Annotated in this window: 19 protein-coding genes; 10 read left to right on the top strand and 9 right to left on the bottom strand. The window is 76.2% G+C overall.

Annotated elements, in window-relative coordinates:
- Positions 1–3: 3 nt before the first annotated feature.
- Together ACWIZO_RS12340 and ACWIZO_RS12335 are read left to right on the top strand one after the other, a co-directional pair.
- A complete protein-coding gene (locus ACWIZO_RS12340) occupies positions 4–1242 on the top strand; it encodes a magnesium transporter MgtE N-terminal domain-containing protein (protein WP_448642727.1) in 1239 nt (412 codons plus the stop codon).
- The gene (locus tag ACWIZO_RS12335) at positions 1235–1777 is read left to right on the top strand and encodes a DUF1003 domain-containing protein (protein ID WP_448642726.1); all 543 of its coding nucleotides are present in this window, start codon (positions 1235–1237) and stop codon (positions 1775–1777) included. The genes ACWIZO_RS12340 and ACWIZO_RS12335 overlap by 8 nt, the downstream gene beginning before the upstream one ends.
- Before the next feature lie 148 nt (positions 1778–1925).
- On the opposite strand, the gene ACWIZO_RS12330 is transcribed toward ACWIZO_RS12335, so the two are convergent.
- On the bottom strand, positions 1926–2243 hold the full coding sequence (locus ACWIZO_RS12330; protein ID WP_448642725.1) for an AzlD domain-containing protein: 318 nt from the start codon (positions 2241–2243) through the stop codon (positions 1926–1928).
- On the bottom strand, positions 2240–2938 hold the full coding sequence (locus tag ACWIZO_RS12325) for an AzlC family ABC transporter permease (RefSeq protein WP_448642724.1): 699 nt from the start codon (positions 2936–2938) through the stop codon (positions 2240–2242). The genes ACWIZO_RS12330 and ACWIZO_RS12325 overlap by 4 nt, the downstream gene beginning before the upstream one ends.
- A gap of 235 nt (positions 2939–3173) precedes the next feature.
- Here ACWIZO_RS12325 and ACWIZO_RS12320 point away from each other — a divergent pair, with 235 nt between their 5' ends.
- The gene (locus ACWIZO_RS12320; RefSeq protein ID WP_446758972.1) at positions 3174–4334 is read left to right on the top strand and encodes an Mrp/NBP35 family ATP-binding protein; all 1161 of its coding nucleotides are present in this window, start codon (positions 3174–3176) and stop codon (positions 4332–4334) included.
- Between the two features lie 112 nt (positions 4335–4446).
- On the opposite strand, the gene ACWIZO_RS12315 is transcribed toward ACWIZO_RS12320, so the two are convergent.
- From ACWIZO_RS12315 to sigE, 4 genes are all read right to left on the bottom strand, one after another.
- Positions 4447–4863, bottom strand: a complete 417-nt coding sequence (locus ACWIZO_RS12315; RefSeq protein WP_448642723.1) for a twin-arginine translocase TatA/TatE family subunit — start codon at positions 4861–4863, stop codon at positions 4447–4449.
- A 116-nt stretch (positions 4864–4979) separates the two neighbouring features.
- Positions 4980–6551: a S1C family serine protease gene (locus ACWIZO_RS12310; RefSeq protein WP_448642722.1), complete on the bottom strand. Its 1572-nt coding sequence runs from the start codon at positions 6549–6551 to the stop codon at positions 4980–4982.
- Between the two features lie 70 nt (positions 6552–6621).
- The gene (locus tag ACWIZO_RS12305; protein ID WP_448642721.1) at positions 6622–7209 is read right to left on the bottom strand and encodes a zf-HC2 domain-containing protein; all 588 of its coding nucleotides are present in this window, start codon (positions 7207–7209) and stop codon (positions 6622–6624) included.
- Positions 7206–7802 (bottom strand): RNA polymerase sigma factor SigE, encoded by a 597-nt coding sequence (gene sigE / locus ACWIZO_RS12300; RefSeq protein ID WP_448642720.1) that lies wholly within the window; start codon positions 7800–7802, stop codon positions 7206–7208. The genes ACWIZO_RS12305 and sigE overlap by 4 nt, the downstream gene beginning before the upstream one ends.
- Before the next feature lie 182 nt (positions 7803–7984).
- Between sigE and ACWIZO_RS12295 the strand changes: the two genes are divergently transcribed.
- Positions 7985–8641: an O-methyltransferase gene (locus ACWIZO_RS12295; protein WP_448642719.1), complete on the top strand. Its 657-nt coding sequence runs from the start codon at positions 7985–7987 to the stop codon at positions 8639–8641.
- Positions 8642–8671: 30 nt separating this feature from the next.
- On the opposite strand, the gene ACWIZO_RS12290 is transcribed toward ACWIZO_RS12295, so the two are convergent.
- Both ACWIZO_RS12290 and glgC read right to left on the bottom strand, forming a co-directional pair.
- Positions 8672–9226 (bottom strand): 2'-5' RNA ligase family protein, encoded by a 555-nt coding sequence (locus ACWIZO_RS12290; protein ID WP_448642718.1) that lies wholly within the window; start codon positions 9224–9226, stop codon positions 8672–8674.
- Between the two features lie 9 nt (positions 9227–9235).
- Entirely contained in the window at positions 9236–10456 is a 1221-nt protein-coding gene (gene glgC / locus ACWIZO_RS12285; protein WP_448642717.1) for a glucose-1-phosphate adenylyltransferase, read from the bottom strand.
- Positions 10457–10576: 120 nt separating this feature from the next.
- Between glgC and glgA the strand changes: the two genes are divergently transcribed.
- The 6 genes from glgA (at position 10577) to ACWIZO_RS12255 (ending at position 17092) form a co-directional block, all read left to right on the top strand.
- On the top strand, positions 10577–11749 hold the full coding sequence (gene glgA, locus ACWIZO_RS12280; protein WP_448642716.1) for a glycogen synthase: 1173 nt from the start codon (positions 10577–10579) through the stop codon (positions 11747–11749).
- A 47-nt stretch (positions 11750–11796) separates the two neighbouring features.
- A complete protein-coding gene (locus ACWIZO_RS12275; protein ID WP_448642715.1) occupies positions 11797–13005 on the top strand; it encodes a PP2C family protein-serine/threonine phosphatase in 1209 nt (402 codons plus the stop codon).
- Complete coding sequence (locus ACWIZO_RS12270) at positions 13002–14087, top strand: hypothetical protein (protein ID WP_448642714.1); 1086 nt, start codon at positions 13002–13004, stop codon at positions 14085–14087. Before ACWIZO_RS12275 ends, ACWIZO_RS12270 begins: the two co-directional genes overlap by 4 nt.
- 49 nt (positions 14088–14136) lie before the next feature.
- Entirely contained in the window at positions 14137–14871 is a 735-nt protein-coding gene (locus tag ACWIZO_RS12265) for a GAF domain-containing protein (protein WP_448642713.1), read from the top strand.
- A gap of 72 nt (positions 14872–14943) precedes the next feature.
- Positions 14944–16053, top strand: coding sequence for a spore photoproduct lyase family protein (locus ACWIZO_RS12260; RefSeq protein ID WP_448642712.1), 1110 nt, complete (start codon positions 14944–14946; stop codon positions 16051–16053).
- Positions 16054–16189: 136 nt separating this feature from the next.
- A complete protein-coding gene (locus ACWIZO_RS12255; protein ID WP_448642711.1) occupies positions 16190–17092 on the top strand; it encodes an MsnO8 family LLM class oxidoreductase in 903 nt (300 codons plus the stop codon).
- Here ACWIZO_RS12255 and ACWIZO_RS12250 read toward each other — a convergent pair.
- On the bottom strand, positions 17026–17700 hold the full coding sequence (locus tag ACWIZO_RS12250) for a DUF6766 family protein (RefSeq protein WP_448642710.1): 675 nt from the start codon (positions 17698–17700) through the stop codon (positions 17026–17028). The genes ACWIZO_RS12255 and ACWIZO_RS12250 overlap by 67 nt on opposite strands.
- Positions 17701–17724 lie beyond the last annotated feature (24 nt).

Here is a 17724-nt window from a genome sequence, read left to right as displayed (position 1 = left end):
ACCGTGACCACGGTGACCAGGGCGTACGTCTCCCGGCTCGCCGGACTGCCCGTCTTCGACCCCAACGGCGACCGCGTGGGCCGGGTGCGCGACGCCGTCGTGGCGCTGCGGGTGGGCACGGCCTCCCCCCGCGTGCTCGGCCTGGTCGTCGAGGTCGTGGCCCGCCGGCGCATCTTCGTGCCGATGGGCCGGGTCACCGCCGTCGACCCCGGCGCGGTGGTGCTCGGCTCGGGGACGCTCAACCTCAAGCGCTTCGAGCAGCGGCGCGGCGAGACCCTCGTCCTCGGCGAGCTGCTGGACCGCACGGTCACCATCCGCGAGTCCGGGCGGCGGGGCACCGTCGTCGACGCCGGCATGGAGCAGACCCGCACCGGCGAGTGGCTGATCACCCGCCTCGCCGTCCAGGAGCCCGGCCGGATCGGCCGGCGCGGCCAGCTGCACCAGCTGGCGTGGGACGAGGTCTCCGGGCTGGCGCTGTCCGAGCACGGGCAGGGCGCCGAGACACTGATCGCCACCTACCGCGAGCTCAACGCCGCCGACCTCGCGCACGCGCTGCAGGACCTGCCGATCAAGCGGCGGCACGAGGTGGCCGAGGCCCTGGACGACCAGCGGCTGGCCGACGTCCTCGGCGAGCTGCCGGAGGCCGAGCAGATCACCATCCTCGGCACCCTCGAGGAGGCGCGGGCCGCCGACGTCCTCGAGGAGATGGACCCCGACGACGCCGCCGACCTGCTCGCCGAGCTCTCCAACGTCGACCGCAACCGGCTGCTGGAGCTCATGGAGCCCGACGAGGCCGAGCCGGTGCGCCAGCTGCTGCAGTACTCGGAGGACACCGCCGGCGGGATCATGACCAGCGAGCCGGTGATCCTGGCGCCCGACGCGACCATCGCCGAGGCGCTCGCCCGGGTGCGCCAGCCGGAGATCACCCCGGCGCTGGCCAGCCAGGTGTACGTGTGCCGGCCGCCCTCGGCCACGCCCACCGGGCGCTACCTGGGGCTGGCGCACATCCAGCGGCTGCTGCGCGAGCCGCCGTCCACCCTGGTCAGCGGGGTGCTCGACGACCTCGAGCCGCTGCGGCCGGAGGCGCCGCTGACCGAGGTCACCCGCTACTTCGCCACGTACAACCTGGTGGCCGCGCCCGTCGTCGACGAGCAGGGCCGGTTGGTGGGCGCGGTGAGCGTCGACGACGTCCTGGACCACCTGCTGCCCGAGGACTGGCGGGAGCGGGCGCGCCGTGGCTGACGGCCGCCGCCTCGACGTCCCCCGCGGCTCGCCCCGCGGCCTGGGCAGCTACCTGCGGCTGGACCCCGACGCGGTCGGCCGGTTCGCCGAGGGCATCGCGCGCTTCCTCGGGACGGGGCGCTTCCTCGCCGTCCAGACGCTCATCGTGGTGGTCTGGATCGCGCTCAACGTCTTCGCCGTCCGGCTGCGCTGGGACCCCTATCCCTTCATCCTGCTCAACCTGGCCTTCTCCACCCAGGCCGCCTACGCCGCGCCGCTGATCCTGCTGGCGCAGAACCGGCAGGCCGACCGCGACCGGGTGCAGGCCGAGGAGGACCGCGCCCGGGCCGCCTCCACCCGCGCCGACACCGAGTACCTGGCCCGGGAGCTGGCCTCGCTGCGCGTGGCGATCGGCGAGCTGGCCACCCGCGACTTCATCCGCGGCGAGCTCACCCGGCTGGTCTCGGACACCAGCGAGGAGGCGGAGAAGCGGGAGCGCAAGGCGCGTAAGCAGGCCGAGCGCGCGGAGCGCGAACGGCGCGAGTCGGTCGGCTGAGCCGCCGGGCGGACGACGACGCCGTCGGTCCCGAGCCGGCCGGCCGCCCGCACCAGCTGCTCGCGGCGGGCCAGCAGCGCGGCGACCTCGCCGTCGAGCCGGGCGATCGCGGCCCGCGCGTCGGCCGGGGTCTCGGACTCCGGCACGGTCACCCGCCCAGGACGTGCACCAGCGCCCCGGTGGCACCGGCCAGGACGAGGACCACGATGAACGGCGCGCGCAGCGCCAGCGCCACCGCCGCCACCGCGAGCCCGGCCAACCGGCCGTCGACCACGAGGTCCTGCCCCGAGGTCAGCGCCTGGACGGCGACCAGCGCCGCCAGCAGCGCGGCGGGGACGAACGTGACCACGCGGGTCACCCACGGCCGCTCGACCCACGCCGCCGGCACGGACAGCCCGGCGAGCTTGAGCAGGTAGCAGCCCAGCGAGCCGACGAGCACGACCGCCCACAGCGTCCCGGTGCTCACGACGCCACCTCCGGCCGGCCGGGGCGGGGCCGGCCGGCCAGCGCCACCGCGACGACGGCGGCCACCACCTGCACCCCCGGCGGCACGAACGGCGTGAGCGCCAGCGCCACCGCCGCGCCGCCGAGCGCCACCCGGCGGGCGACGCCGGGCTCCTCGGCCCCGGCCCGCAGCCGCGGCCACAGCAGCGCGAGGAAGGCGGCGGGGACGACGGCGTCCAGGGCGGCCTGCGCGGTCTCCCCCAGCGCCGCGGCGCCGAGCGCACCGACCAGCGTGGTGGCGTTCCACAGCACGTAGATCGTGGCCCCGCCGGCGAGGAAGCCGAGCCGGGCCAGCCCGCGGTCGGGGGCGGCGACGGCCAGCGCCGTCGTCTCGTCGATGACCCACTGCGCCGTCCCCAGCCGGCGCAGCCGCCCGCGCGGGGCCAGCAGCGGCGCGAGCCGGACGCCGTAGACGGTGTTGCGGGTGCCCAGCAGCAGCGCGCTGCCGACGGCGGCCGCCCCGCTGCCGCCGGCCCCGAGGACGCCGACCAGCGCGAACTGGGAGGCGCCGGTGAACATCAGCAGCGACGTCGCCAGCGCCTGCCAGGCGTCCAGGCCCGCGGCGTCGGCGGCCGCGCCGAAGGCGACGCCGTAGAGGCCCACGGCCACCCCCAGCCCGATCGCGTCGCGCAGGACGGCGGTGCGGGCGGAGGACACGGCACCCGACGCTACCGACCGCTCCGGGAGGCGCCGTCGGCCCCGGGAGGCCACCCGGGCACCCCCGCGCCGACCAGCACCGCAGCGCCCGGTGCAGTGCGCAGCACATCACCCCCGCGCCGGGCGGCACCCGGTGCCGATCGCCGTACAGTGGCAGGTGGCCCGGGTCGCAGGCCGCCGCCGCGCGCGGCGGGTCGCAGGCCGGGTCCCCCCGTCGAAGGAGACACACGCACCCATGTCCGACACGCTGACCGGCTCCCCGGCGCTCGACGCCGTCAATGCCGCTCTGGCCACCGTCCAGGACCCGGAGATCAACCGTCCGCTGACCGACCTCGGCATGGTCAAGGACGTGCAGATCGGCGTCGAGGGCGACCCGGGCGCCGTGCGCGTCGAGGTCTACCTCACGGTGGCCGGCTGCCCGATGCGCGAGACGATCACCAACCGCGTCACCCAGGCCGTCTCTGCCGTCCCCGGCGTGACCTCCGTGCAGGTCGGCCTGGACGTCATGAGCGACGAGCAGCGCGCCGAGCTGCGCAGGACCGTCCGTGGCACCGACGCGGCCGAGCCGGTCATCCCGTTCGCCCAGCCCGGCTCGCTCACCCGCGTCTACGCGGTCGCCTCCGGCAAGGGTGGCGTCGGCAAGTCCAGCGTCACGGTCAACCTGGCCGCCGCGCTGGCGAAGAAGGGCCTGTCGGTCGGCGTCGTGGACGCCGACATCTACGGCCACTCGGTGCCGCGCATGCTCGGCGTCGAGGACAAGCCGACCCAGGTCGACAACATGATCATGCCGCCGCAGTCGATGGGCGTGAAGGTCATCTCGATCGGCATGTTCACCCCGGGCAACACCCCGGTCGTGTGGCGCGGCCCGATGCTGCACCGCGCGCTGCAGCAGTTCCTCGCCGACGTGTGGTGGGGCGACCTCGACGTCCTGCTGCTGGACCTCCCGCCCGGCACCGGCGACGTGGCGATCTCCATCGCCCAGCTGCTGCCCAACGCCGAGATCCTCGTGGTGACCACGCCGCAGCTCGCCGCCGCCGAGGTGGCCGAGCGCGCCGGCGCGATCGCCACGCAGACCCACCAGCAGGTGGTCGGCGTCATCGAGAACATGTCGTGGATGGAGCTGCCCGACGGCAGCCGCATGGAGGTCTTCGGCTCCGGTGGCGGCCAGACGGTGTCCGACGCGCTGACCCGCACGCTGGGTGCGCGGGTGCCGCTGCTGGGCCAGATCCCGCTCGACACCCGGCTGCGCGAGGCCGGCGACGCCGGTGCGCCGATCGTGCTCGCCGACCCCGAGTCGGCCTCGGCGAAGGCGCTGGCCGCGATCGCCGACTCCCTCGCCGTCCGCCAGCGCGGGCTGTCCGGGATGTCGCTGGGGCTCACCCCCGTCCGCCGCTGAGTCACCGACAGCCGAGAGGCCCGGCCCCCCGCACGGGGGCCGGGCCTCTCGGCTGTCGGGCAGGCTCAGCGGCAGGGGGACGTGGCCGTGGGGTCGGCGGTGGGCCGGCAGATCACGTCGCGTCGACGTCGAACGGCGGCGGGGTGGCGCGGTCGCGGGGACGGGCGACGTCGCGGCCCGGTGTGACCAGGCCGGCGGCGGTGGCACCGCTCGCGGCACCCCCGGCGGCCAGGCCCGCCGTGCCGGTGGCGCTGCCGCGGCGCACCGGCGGGGCGTCCTCGTCGGCGAGCAGCTGCTCGCGGATGAACGTCTTCGGGTGGTACCGGCGCAGGTCGAGGTCGCGCAGCCCGGCCAGCTCCTCGCCGAGGGACTCGTCGACCTGGGCCCGCACACCGGTGAGCGCCTCGCGGACCCGCTTGAGCCCGGCTGCGGCGTCCTTGGCCAGGTGCGGCAGCCGCTCGGGCCCGAAGATGAACAGCGCGGCGAGCGCGAGGACGACGATCTCGCCCCAGCCGATCGAGTCGAACACCCGCCGCTCCCGCCCTCCTGCCGCCTGCGACGGCCGCCCTTCCAGAGTAGTTCGGCGCGGCCCCGTCCCGGGTCCCATCCTGAGCCTGCGAAGGGTGGGGAGGACGGGGTCCTTGCTCAGGCCTGGTCGAGCGTCGCCTGGACCGTGGTGGACGCCCCGTCGCGGATCAGCTCGAGGGTGACCACGTCGCCCGGCTCGTGGGCGTCGACGGCGACGACGAGCTCCTCGGAGCTGCCCACGGGCCGGTCGTCGACGGCGATGACGACGTCCTGCTCCTGGACGCCGGCGTCCGCCGCGGCGCTGCCCGGCTCGACGTTGAGGACCAGCGCGCCGTCGCGGGTGCCGTCGGTGACCGACCGGGTGCTGACGCCGAGCGACGCGTGCACCGCGCTGCCGGTGGCGATGAGCTGCTCGGCGACGTCGCGGGCGGTGTCGATCGGGATGGCGAAGCCGAGCCCGACGCTGCCGCCCCCGAGCGAGGCGATCGCGGTGTTGATGCCGATGACCGCGCCGGTGGCGTCGACCAGCGCCCCGCCGGAGTTGCCGGGGTTGATGGGGGCGTCGGTCTGCACGGCGCTGATCACCGCGTTGGTGTCGCTGCCCTCGCCCGCCAGCCGCACCGGCCGGTCCAGCGCGCTGACGATGCCGCTGGTCACCGTGCCGGCCAGCCCCAGCGGTGAGCCGATGGCCACGACCGGGTCGCCGACCACGAGGTCGTCGGCGCTGCCCAGCGAGGCGGTGACCAGCCCGGGCCGGTCCACCTTCACGACGGCGACGTCGCTGGCCGGGTCGCGGCCGACGATGCGCGCCTCGGAGCCGGCGCCGTCGCTGAAGACCGCGCGGATCTGCGCGCCCTCGACCCCGTCGGCGCCGGAGACGACGTGGTTGTTGGTGACGATGTAGCCGTTCTCGCCGTCGACGACCACGCCGGACCCGGTGGCGCCCACCTCACCGACGCGCACCTCGATCGACACGACTGCCGGGGCGACCGCGCCGGCGATGTCGGACACCGACCCGGGCTCGCGGGTGACGCCGTCGTCGGTCCGCGACAGCGTCGTCCCCGGGGCGAGCAGCGGGGTCTCCGCGGCCTCGCGGGTGAGCAGGTAACCCACCCCGCCCCCGAGGACGCCGGCCAGCAGGACGGCGAGGACCACGAGGGCGGCCACCCGGACCGACAGGTCGCGCAGCCGCAGCCTGCGACGGCCCCGGCGGTCGACGACGACCGGGCCGGGCTGCTCGGACTCCTCCTCCGCGTAGACCGCCGGGCCGGTGAGACCGGCCGGGGCGTGCGGGTCGCGCCACGGGTCGCTGCGCGCGTCGGGCTTCCACCACGGACCGGCCGAGGTGCGGCGGCGCCCGAGCCGCCCGCCGGGCGGCTCCTGCAGGCCGGACTGCCCGGCCGGTGCGCGGAAGGCGCGCAGCACGGCCTCGGGCGGCAGGGGGAGCGCCGGCCGCGGCGGCGGGGTCGGCCGGTCGCCGGCGAAGCCGCCGGGGACGGTGGCGGGACGGCCGAACGCGGCCCGGTGCGCCGGGTCGGCGGGCGGCGGGGGGACGACGGCGGGGCGGGTGCGCTCGGGCGGGTCGAACGGGCCGGTGGCGCCGGCGGGCCGGGCGAACTGCGCGCGGTCGGCGTCGACGGCGGGTCCGCCGTCGACGGCCCCGGGCTCCCGGGGGTCGGGGGACGTCACGGGTACAGCGTCCCCCACGGACCCGACGGGCGGGGGCGGCGTGCGGGGCGGGTACGACCCGACCCGCCGGTCAGGGCGTCCCGCCCGGCGCGGCGGCGGCGGAGCCGGGGCCCTGGGTGGACGTCCGCACGACGGGGGGCACGACCTCGGTGCGCTCGTCGGGTGCCGACGGCCCGGCCACCGACGCGGGCGGCACGCCCGGGGTCCGGCTGTCGGCGTCGGGCAGGTTGACCGCCAGGACGGCGACGCCGATGCCCAGGCCGGCCAGCGTGCCGGCCACGCCGCGGCGCAGCCACCGCGCCTGGTGCGGAGCGGCCGGGGTCTGCGGCGGGTCGTCGAGCGAGACGGTCCAGCGGCCGGAGGTGTCGGAGACGGTCAGCTGGCCCGGGCCCACGGCGATCGAGCCCAGCCCGCCGCCACCGGGCACGTCGGCGGTGAACGGGATGGCGCACAGCCGGGAGAGCAGGTCACCGGGGACGGCGACGTCGGCAGCGGCGTGCAGCGCGGCCTTCGCCTCCCGCTGGGCCTGGACGGCCATGCGGCACTCCAGGCAGCCGGCCAGGTGGCGGGCGGCCCGGGCGGCCGGGCCGCTGGCCAGCTCGCCGTCGACCAGCGCGGCGATCGCCTCCTGCGCCAGGTGGCTCTCCGGCAGGCTCATGCGCTCGCTCCCGGTGCCGCCACCCCGCGCGGGGCGAGGTGGGCCAGGGCGGCGCGCAGCTGCACGCGGCCGCGGTGGATGCGGCTGCGCACGGTGCCGAGCTTGATGCCGAGGGTCGTCGCGATCTCCTCGTAGGTCAGCCCCTCGATGTCGCACAGGACGACGGCGACGCGGAACTCCGGCGGCAGGGCGTCGAGGGCGGCCTGCACCTGCGGGTCGAGGTGGGTGTCGGCGTAGACCTGCTCGGGGCTGGGCGCGGTGCCCGGCAGCCGCTCGGTGTCCTCGGGCAGTGCGTCGAAGCGGATCCGCTGGCGGCGGCGGACCATGTCGAGGAACAGGTTGGTGGTGATCCGGTGCAGCCAGCCCTCGAACGTGCCCGGCGAGAAGTCGGCCAGCGAGCGGAACACCCGGACGAAGGTCTCCTGGGTGAGGTCCTCGGCGTCCTGGGCGTTGCCGGAGAGGCGGTAGGCCAGCCGGTAGACGCGGGCGGAGTGGTCCCGCACGACCTGCTCCCAGGTCGGCGCCACCCACACCTCACCGGCGCCGACGGCGGGCTGGTCGTCGGCGGGCAGGGGGGCGGTGGCCTCGGGCACGCCTCCAGTATCCCGGACCCGCACACCGCCGACCTCCCCCGGACCGGTGGCAGGGGGGACGGCGGCACGCTGGGGTGTCACGTGCGGTCCAACGGACGGCGGGCACCCCGGTGTTCCCGTTCCCAGGCTCCGCACAGGCTCGGTTCCCGGCTGCGTCCGGTCACGGTCGGTAACCTCACCCGGTGACGATCGCCGAGGGACCGCGGACCGGCGGCACCGGCGGCGCCGCGTGGGCCGACCGCTACGCCGCCGAGGATCCCGTCCTGGTCGCCGCGCGCGCCCGGGCCACCGCCCTGGGCGGCCCGCTGCCCGTGGAGCCGGCCGTCGGGGCCACCCTCGCCGTCCTCGCCGCCGGCAGCCGCGCCCGCGCGGTCGTCTCGATCGGCAGCGGCGGCGGGGTGGCCGGGCTGTGGCTGCTGCGCGGCATGCGGCCCGACGGCGTCCTCACCGTCCTCGACACCGACCCGGCACAGCTGCGCGCCACCCGGCAGGCCCTCGCCGACGCCGGGGTCCCCCCGGGCCGCACCCGCCTGATCTTCGGCACGTCCGCCGAGGTGCTGCCGCGGCTGTCCCCCGGCGCCTACGACCTGGTGGCCTGCGCCGGGCGGCCGGCCGAGTACGCCCCGCACGCGGGCGCCCTGGTCGGCCTGGTCCGCCCCGGCGGGACGCTCACCTGCCACGGGCTGCTGGCCGGCGACCGGATGGGCGACCGCGCGGCCCGCGACCCCGAGACGGTGGCCTGGCGGGAGCTGGCCCGCACCGTCCGCGAGGACGAGGACCTCGTCTCCGCCGTGCTGCCGATCGGCGCCGGCCTGCTGGTGGCCACCCGCCGCAGCTAGGCGGGGACCTCCCTGCCGCCCGGGGGCCGGTCAGCGGAAGGGGTGCTCGGCCAGCGGCTCCCACGGGCCGCCGAGGTAGCGCCACAGCCCGAGCCCGCGGGCGGGCACCGCGTGCGGGACGAAGCCCGCCTCGAGGCGGTCGCGCAGCTCCCGGGCCCGCGCCGGCTCCACCTTGTTCTGCACGGTGACGTGCGCCGAGAGCCGCTGCCGGTCCTGCCGGGTCAGCCACGGGTCGAACTCCGCGGCCAGGCCGGCGTGCAGGGCGGTCAGCTCCGGGGCGGCCAGCCGGTAGGCCACGCCGCGGCCGAGCAGCTGCACGCCGGTGACGGCGACGTCGAACGGCGGGCGCGCCGCGGCGGCGGCCAGCGCCGCGTCGACGGCGGGCCGCTGCTCCCCCGGCAGGGCGTGGAAGAGGGTGACGTGCGCAGAGAGGTGGTTGCGGTCGGCCGGGAAGTGCTCGGCGCGCAGCCGGTCGAACCGGGCCTGCGCCTCCCCGGCCAGCAGCAGGGTGACGACGAGAGGTGACGTGCTGGAACGGCCCTCGTGCAGGGGCCCGGCCCGAGCGGAGCGAGGGTCGGGGGGCACGGGGGTCCTTCAGACGTGGGCGCGGACGCCCTTGCCGAGCACGGTCACTCCCCCGGCGCTGACGTGGTAGTGCTCCTTGTCGGCGCCGGAGTCGACGCCGATGCGCGCCCACGGCGGGACGACCACGTTCTTGTCGAGGATCGCCCGGCGCACGTAGGCGCCCTCGCCGACGAGCACGCCGTCCATGAGCACGCTGTCCTCGACCCGCGCGCCCCGGTCGACCCGCACGCCCGGTGAGACCACCGAGTTGTGCACCGACCCGCCGCCGATGATCGCGCCGGCGCTGACCATCGACTCCTCGGCGCGGCCGCCGAGCACGAACTTCGCCGGCGGCTGCTGGGGCGGCAGGGTGAGGATCGGCCAGCGGTCGTTGTAGAGGTTGAACACCGGGGTGACCGACACCAGGTCCATGTGGGCGTCGAAGTAGGAGTCGATGGTCCCCACGTCGCGCCAGTAGCCGTGGTCGCGCTCGCTGGCGCCCGGGACGATGTTGGTGGAGAAGTCGTAGACCCAGGCCGCCCCGGCGTCGGCCAGCATCGGCATGATCGAGCCGCCCATGTCGTGCGCGGAGTCGGCGTCCTCGGCGTCGGTGCGCAGGGCCTCCAGCAGCGCGTCCGTGGAGAAGACGTAGTTGCCCATGGAGGCGAAGGACTCCTCCGGGGAGTCCGGCAGCCCCGGCGGGTCGGCCGGCTTCTCGAGGAAGCCGCGCACCTTGCCCTCGGCGTCGGCGTCGATGACGCCGAACTCGGTCGCCTCGCGGCGCGGCACGCGCAGGCCGGCGATGGTCACGCCCGCCCCGGTCTGCACGTGCTGGTCGATCATCTGGCCCGGGTCCATCCGGTAGACGTGGTCGGCGCCGAAGACGACGACGATGTCGGGCCGCGCGTCGTAGATGAGGTTGAGGCTCTGCAGGATCGCGTCGGCGCTGCCGGTGTACCAGCGCGGGCCGAGCCGCTGCTGGGCCGGCACCGGGGTGACGTAGTTGCCGAGCAGGTTCGACATCCGCCACGTCGTGGTGATGTGCCGGTCGAGGCTGTGGCTCTTGTACTGCGTCAGGACGGCGATCTGCCGGATCTCGGCGTTCACCAGGTTGGACAGCACGAAGTCGATGAGCCGGTAGTTGCCCCCGAAGGGCACCGCCGGTTTGGCCCTGTCCTGGGTCAGGGGGGCCAGTCGTTTGCCCTCTCCACCAGCCAGGACGATGCCGAGCACCCGGGGACCGCCACGCATGAGGGGAACGTAGCCGCTGTCGGCGTCCCGTGTGACCTGACCGGCTCCCGGCCCTCTCGCGCGGGCCCGCGCCGAGCGCGCGAGGTGTGGGGAGCGAGGGGGCCTCCTAGGGTGACCGGCGTGCGCATCGGCATCGTCACCCGCGAGTGGCCACCGGACGTCTACGGCGGTGCCGGCGTGCACGTCGAGCACCTGGTGGCGGCGCTGCGCTCGCTGCCCGCGGGCCCCGACATCGACGTCCACTGCTTCGGCGCCCCGCGCGCCGACGCCACCGGCTGGGCGGTGCCGGCCGGCCTGAGCGGCGCCAACGGCGCACTGCAGGCGCTGGGCACCGACGTGGAGATCGCCGCCGCGCTCTCCGGCGTGGACCTGGTGCACAGCCACACCTGGTACGCCAACGGCGCGGGGCTGCTCGCCGCGCTGGTGCACGGGGTGCCGCACGTGGTCACCGCGCACTCCCTGGAGCCGCGCCGGCCGTGGAAGGCCGACCAGCTCGGCGGCGGCTACCGCCTGTCCTCCTGGGTCGAGCGCACTGCCTACCTCGCCGCCGACGGCGTGATCGCGGTCAGCAACGGCATGCGCGCCGACGTCCTCGACGCCTACCCCGACCTCGACCCGGCCCGGGTGCACGTCGTCGGCAACGGGGTGGACGCCGAGGCCTACCGGCCGACGCCGGCACCGGACGTCGTCCGCTCGCTCGGTGTCGACCCCGACCGGCCCTACGCGCTGTTCGTCGGGCGCATCACGCGGCAGAAGGGCGTCGTCCACCTGCTGCGGGCGGCCGAGCAGCTGCCGCCCGACGCGGGGCTGGTGCTGTGCGCCGGCGCCGCGGACACCCCGGCCGAGCGGCAGCAGGTCGCCGACGCGGTGGCCGAGCTGCAGTCCCGCCGGCCGGGCGTCGTGTGGATCGAGGCCATGCTGCCGCGCGAGCAGCTGGTGCCGCTGATCACCGGCGCGACGGTGTTCGTCGTCCCCTCGGTGTACGAGCCGCTCGGGATCGTGAACCTCGAGGCCGCCGCCTGCGGCACCGCCGTGGTCGCCAGCGCCGTCGGCGGCATCCCCGAGGTGGTCGCCGACGGCGAGACGGGGCTGCTGGTCCCCTACGACCCCGACGACGTCGCGGCGTTCGAGGCGGGCCTGGCCGCGCGCACCACCGAGCTGCTCCAGGACCCCGACCGCGCCGCCCGCATGGGCGCCGCCGGCCGCGAGCGGGTCCTCTCGGAGTTCGGCTGGCCGGCGATCGCCCAGCAGACCGTGCAGGTCTACACCGAGGTCCTCGCCGCCCGGACCTGACCGAGCCGCAGCCCCCGCGGCGCACCGGGATGACACCCTGTTGCCTCGTGGCCACCCCGACGACTCCCTCCGCGGAGGACCCCCTGCGGGCGCTGCTGCGTGCGTCGCACCTGCTGTCCGCCGACCGCGTCGGCACGGTCGTCTCGGCGCAGGCGCAACGGCTCGGCGCCCGGGAGGCGGTCGTCTACGTGGCCGACTACGCGCAGCACGTCCTCGTCCCCGTCCCCGGCGAGGACGTGCCCGCCCGCCACGAGCTGACCATCGACGGCTCGCTGGCCGGCCGTGCCTTCCGCCGGGTGGAGCCGGTGCACGCCGTGGGTCACGACGGCCCCGCCACGCTGTGGGTGCCGCTGCTCGACGGTGCCGAGCGGGTCGGCGTCCTGGAGTACGTCCTCGCCGGCGACCTCACCCCGGAGCACGAGGACGACGTGCGGTCCCTCGCCGCGGTGGTCGCCGAGCTCGTCGTCACCCGCGACGCCTACAGCGACGTGTTCGCCCGGCTGCGCCGGCGCCGGCCTCTGACGCTGGCCGCGGAGATCCAGTGGGAGCTCCTCCCGCCGCTCACCTACGCCAGCGACCGCGTGGTGGTCACCGGCGCGCTGGAGCCCGCCTACGGGATCGGCGGTGACACCTTCGACTACGCCGTCAACGGCCCGCTGGTCGACCTCATGGTCCTCGACGCCGTCGGCCACGGCCTGCCCGCCGCGCTGCTGTCGACCGCCGCCGTCGGTGCCTACCGGCACGCCCGCCGCGACCACCTCGACCTCCCCGGCACGGCGGCCGCGATCGACGCCGTCATCGCCGGGCAGTTCACCGGCAGCCAGTTCGCCACCGCCGCCATCGCCCGCCTCGACCTCGACACCGGGCTGCTGCGCTGGGTCAACTGCGGGCACCCCGACCCGCTGGTCGTGCGCGAGGGCGCCCTGATCCGACCGCCGGCCTGCCGCCCGGCCCGCCCGCTGGGGCTGCAGGCCGCCGCGGCGGAGCTGTGCCAGGTGCAGCTGCGCCCCGGCGACCGGGTGCTGCTCTACACCGACGGCGTGGTCGAGGCGCGCTCCCCCGACGGCGCCTTCTTCGGCGAGGAGCGGCTGGCCGACCTGGTCGTGCGCGCCGAGCTGGCCGGCGACCCGCCGCCGGAGACGATGCGCCGGCTCATGGGCAGCGTCATGGCCCACCAGGCCGGGCAGCTGCAGGACGACGCGAGCATCGTCATGGTCGAGTGGCGCACCGGTGGCGAGATCGAACTGACGCTGTGACCGCGGCACCCGCACCGGGCCCGGAGGTCGGCGCCGGTGCCGCGCCCGACGTCGTCCTCGGGCTGGTCGCGGCCCCGGGCGCGGCGGCCGAGGTGGCCGGTGACCTCGCCGGCGACCTGGCCGGCGCGCTGCGCGAGCGCCACCCCGACGTGGTGTGGGACGTGCGGGTCGTCGAGGACGGGCTGGTGCGCCCGCCGGCCGACGACACCGAGATCGTCGCGGCCGCCCGGGCACGGCTGCTGGCCGAGGAGTGGGACCTCGCCGTCTGCGTCACCGACCTGCCGCTGTCCGTCGACCGCCGCACGGTGGTGGCCCACGCCAGTCCGGTGCACGGCGTCGCCGTGCTGTCGCTCCCGGCCCTGGGGGCGGTCGGGCGGCGCCGGCGGGCGCTGCAGACCTCGCTCGGGCTGGTGCACGCCCTCCTCGGCGACGACGAGGGCGACGGCGACCCCGAGGCGCTGCGCCGGCGGGTGCGCGAGCTGGCCACCGACCCCGCCGACACCGCCGAGGGCGTGCGCTTCACCGCGCGGGTGCTGTCGGGCAACCTGACGCTGCTGGTCGGCATGGTCCGCGCCAACCGGCCCTGGCGGCTGACGATCCGGCTGTCGCGGGCCCTGACCGCGGCGATCGCCGCCGGGGTGTTCGCGCTGGTGACCGCCGACATCTGGCGGCTGGCCGACCGGTTCGGCCTGCTGCGGCTGTCGGCCGTGGGGCTGGGCTCGGTGGTGGCCATCTGCGTCACCCTGGTCGTCGGCGCGCAGCTGTGGGAGCGGGCCGGCTCCCGGCGGGTGCGCAAGCAGGTGGCGCTGTTCAACCTCGCGACGGTCGCGACCGTGGTGATCGGCGTCCTCACGCTGTACGCGACGCTGTTCGCCCTCGCCCTGGCCGGGGCGCTGCTGCTGGTGCCGTCGGGGCTGTTCGCCGAGGGGCTGGGCCACGCCGCCTCGCTCGGGGACTACCTGGAGCTGGCCTGGCTGACCAGCTCGCTGGCCACGGTCGGTGGCGCGCTGGGGGCCGGGCTGGAGTCCGACGAGGCGGTCCGCGAGGCGGCCTACACCCACCGGCCCGACCAGGCGGCGTGACCCCGTCCCTCCCTGCAGCCGGACGGTTGGGCGCGGGTATGCACCTGACATGACCATCGCCATGCGGTTCGCCTCCGCGCTCGACGAGGAGACCGCGAGCGGATCCCCCGCCGCCGAACTGCTGCCCGTGAGACTGTCGCGGGCCGCCACCCGCACGCTCGGGGTGGACGCCGCCGGGCTGTCGGTCGTGGACGTGGCCGGGCGACGGATCCCGCTGGGGGCGAGCAGCCCCGAGGCGGCCTGCGCCGAGCGGCTGCAGTTCACCGTGGGCACCGGCCCCTGCATCGAGGCGCAGCAGACGCGGCAGCCGGTCTTCGCCGTCCTCGCCGACCTGCACCGCCGGTGGCCGCCCTACGCGGAGCTGCTCGTCGTCCAGACGCCCTTCCGCGCGGCGGTCGCCCTCCCGCTGCGGGAGGACCTCGCCGGCGCGGGGGCGCTGGACCTCTACTTCACCGACGAGACGTCGGTCCCCGAGCTCGACGTGTTCTCCGCCGTGGCGGTCGGCGAGATGGTCACCGCTGCCCTGACCGAGGCGGCGGTGTGGTCGGACTGGCCGGCCGAGAGCGGCCCGGCCTGGCTGCACGGGCCGGAGGCGGTCCGCCGGGCGGCGGTGCTGCGGGCGGCCGGCCGCGCGGGCCTGGCCCTCGACACCGACGCGGCCACCGCGCTGGTGATCCTGCGCGGTGCGGCCTACGCCACTGGGTGCTCCGTCGAGGAGCTCGCCGAGGACCTCGAGGCCGGCCGGCTGGACCTCGACGACGTCGTCCCCGACCGGCGCCCCTGACGCTCACCCGTGTGACGGTTCCCGCAGGTCAGCGCGGGAATTGGACCCCCCGCAGGAGCGCTGTCCACCCACGTGGCAGCCGCACCCTCGCCGTCCGCCGTCCCGACTGCTCCCGTCCCCTCCCCCACCCGCCTGCTCGACGTGCGCACCGTGTACGCCGAGCCGGCCGCCCTCGACTCCGCCCGCGGCCGTGACGTGCTCGCCCGCTTCCCGGCGGCCGAGATCGTCGAGGTCCCCTCGCACTGGCAGATCCCCGAGCTCAACGGCAACGAGGGCAACGTCGAGCGCTGGGTGCGCGTCAAGACCGAGACGCTGGTGCTCGGCGTCAAGAAGTCGCTGTCGGCCCGGCCCAACAGCCGCTCGTCGAACTGGATCGCGCCCTCGACGGCCAATGGCTGCGCGATGGCGTGCGCGTACTGCTACGTCCCGCGCCGCAAGGGCTTCGCCAACCCGATCACCGTGTTCACCAACATCGAGCAGATCACCGGGTACGTGCGCCGGCACGTCGCCCGGCAGGGCGTCAAGGCCGAGCCCGACCAGTGCGACCCGGTCAGCTGGGTCTACGACATCGGCGAGAACAGCGACTGCTCGGTCGACGCGCTGGTCAGCGACAACGTCGCCGACCTGGTCGCCACCTTCCGCGAGCTGCCCACCGCCAAGGCGTCCTTCGCCACCAAGCACGTCAACCGGCAGCTCCTCGACCTCGACCCGCAGGGCCGCACCCGCATCCGGTTCTCGCTCATGCCCGACGCCGACTCGAAGCTGATCGACGTCCGCACCAGCCGCATCGCCGAGCGCGTCGCCGCCGTCGACGACTTCGTCGAGGCCGGGTACGAGGTGCACCTCAACCTCTCGCCGGTGGTGCTGCGCGACGGGTGGGAGGCCGACTGGGCGCAGCTGCTGCGGCAGCTCGACGACACCCTCTCCCCCGCGGCCAAGGCCCAGGCGGCCGCCGAAGTGATCCTGCTGACCCACAACCGCGACCTGCACGAGGTCAACCTCGGCTGGCACCCCAAGGCCGAGGACCTGCTGTGGCGGCCGGACATCCAGCAGCCCAAGCGCAGCCAGAACGGCCAGTGGAACGTGCGCTACCGCAACGACGTCAAGCGGGCCGGCGTCGAGCGGCTGCAGGAGCTGATCGCGCACCACGCGCCGTGGCTGCGCGTCCGGTACGCGTTCTGATGCGGCTCTCGCTGCTCGACCGGTCCCGCTCCCGCGCCGGGGAGCCCGACGCCGCGGCGCTGACCGGCACCGTCGAGCGGGCGGTGTCCGCCGAGCGGCTGGGCTACGAGCGGTTCTGGGTGGCCGAGCACCACGGGTGCCCGGCATCGCCGGTGCCGCCCCGGCGGTCCTGCTGGCCGCCGTCGCCGGCCGGACGACGGGCATCCGGCTGGGCTCGGCGGGCGTCATGCTGCCGCACCACCAGCCGCTCGTCGTCGCCGAGCAGTTCGCCACCCTGACCGCGTTCGCCCCGGGCCGGGTCGACCTCGGCCTGGGCCGCTCCCCCGGCTTCACCCCGCCGGTGCGCCGGGCGCTGCGCGAGACCGAGCGCGACTTCGCCGCCGACCTCGCCGAGCTGCGCGCCTACGTGACCGGGACGGCGGAGATCACCCTGCACCCGCGCCCCGCCGGGGACGTGCGCCTGGTGGTCCTGGCCACCGACCGCGGCCTGGAGGTCGCCGCGGAGCTGGGCCTGCCGGTGGTCGTGGGCGGTCCGCTGCTCGGGGTGGGCGGCGACCCCGGCCCGGGCCGGGAGGCGCTGGCCCGCTACCGCCGCACCTACCGCCCCTCGGCGCAGGCGCCCGAGCCGGAGGTCGCCATCAGCCTCGACGTGCTCGTCGCCGACACCGCCGCCGAGGCCGCCGACCTGCTGCTGCCCGAGGCGTGGGCGATGGCGCAGGCGCGCACCACCGGCGTCTTCCTGCCGCTGGAGCCGGTCGCGGCGGTCCGGGCCGCCCCGATGAGCGGGGTCCAGCGGCGGCACCTGGAGCGGACCGCGGCCGCGGCGGTGGCCGGCACGGCCGACCAGGTGGCCGCGCGGCTGGCCGAGCTGGCCGAGCGGACGGGCGCCACGGAGCTGGTGGCCGCCGGGAGCACGTTCGACCGCGCCGCGCTGGCCGCCTCCGACGAGGCGCTGGCCCGGCTGCTCGGCGCTCACCCCGTCTCGCCCGTGTCCCCGTGCGGGGCGCCGACCGGCTTGGACTCCGGCGACCCCCGCTGACGCAGGTAGACGGCGAACACCGCCATCGAGCCGACGGCGAGCATCTCCGACTGCCAGTTCTGGAGGGTGCGGCTCCAGAAGTCGGCGCGGCCGAGGTACCCGGCCCAGCTGACCGGGTCGGCGTGCGACTGCAGCTGCTCGCTGTTGTACGCCGTCCACCCCGCCACCGACGTCGCGCCCCAGGTGAGCAGGAACAGCGCACCCATCAGCAGGCCCAGCGAGCGGGAGAACAGCGTCGCCCGCCAGCCACCGGCACGCACCCACGGGGGCGAGTCGCTCCGGGCGGAGGGGCCCGTCCGCTGCTCCTCGTCGGACTCCGTGCCCACCTGGTCCAGCTCCTTCGACTCCGCCGAGCCGCGCTGCACCAGCCACACGGTCGCGAAGACGTAGAGGAAGAACTGCAGGTACTCCGACTGCCAGTTCTCCATGACGTCGACGGCGAACGACGACGAGGTCACGTAGTCGACGAGCGAGACCGGGTCGAGGCCCTGGCCGAGCCGCTGCTCGCTCTCCTCCGCCGCCCCGGACACCGCCTGCCCGACGAGCGTGACGAGGAACAGCGCACCGAAGGCGAGGCTCAGCCCGTTGTCCCGGAGGCGGCGCGGCACCGGTGTCACCGCCCCAGCAGCGCG

The organism is Geodermatophilus sp. URMC 63 (genome assembly GCF_053502565.1).
Note: the sequence above shows the minus strand (reverse complement) of the source record. Positions and strands in the feature narration are given on the sequence as shown.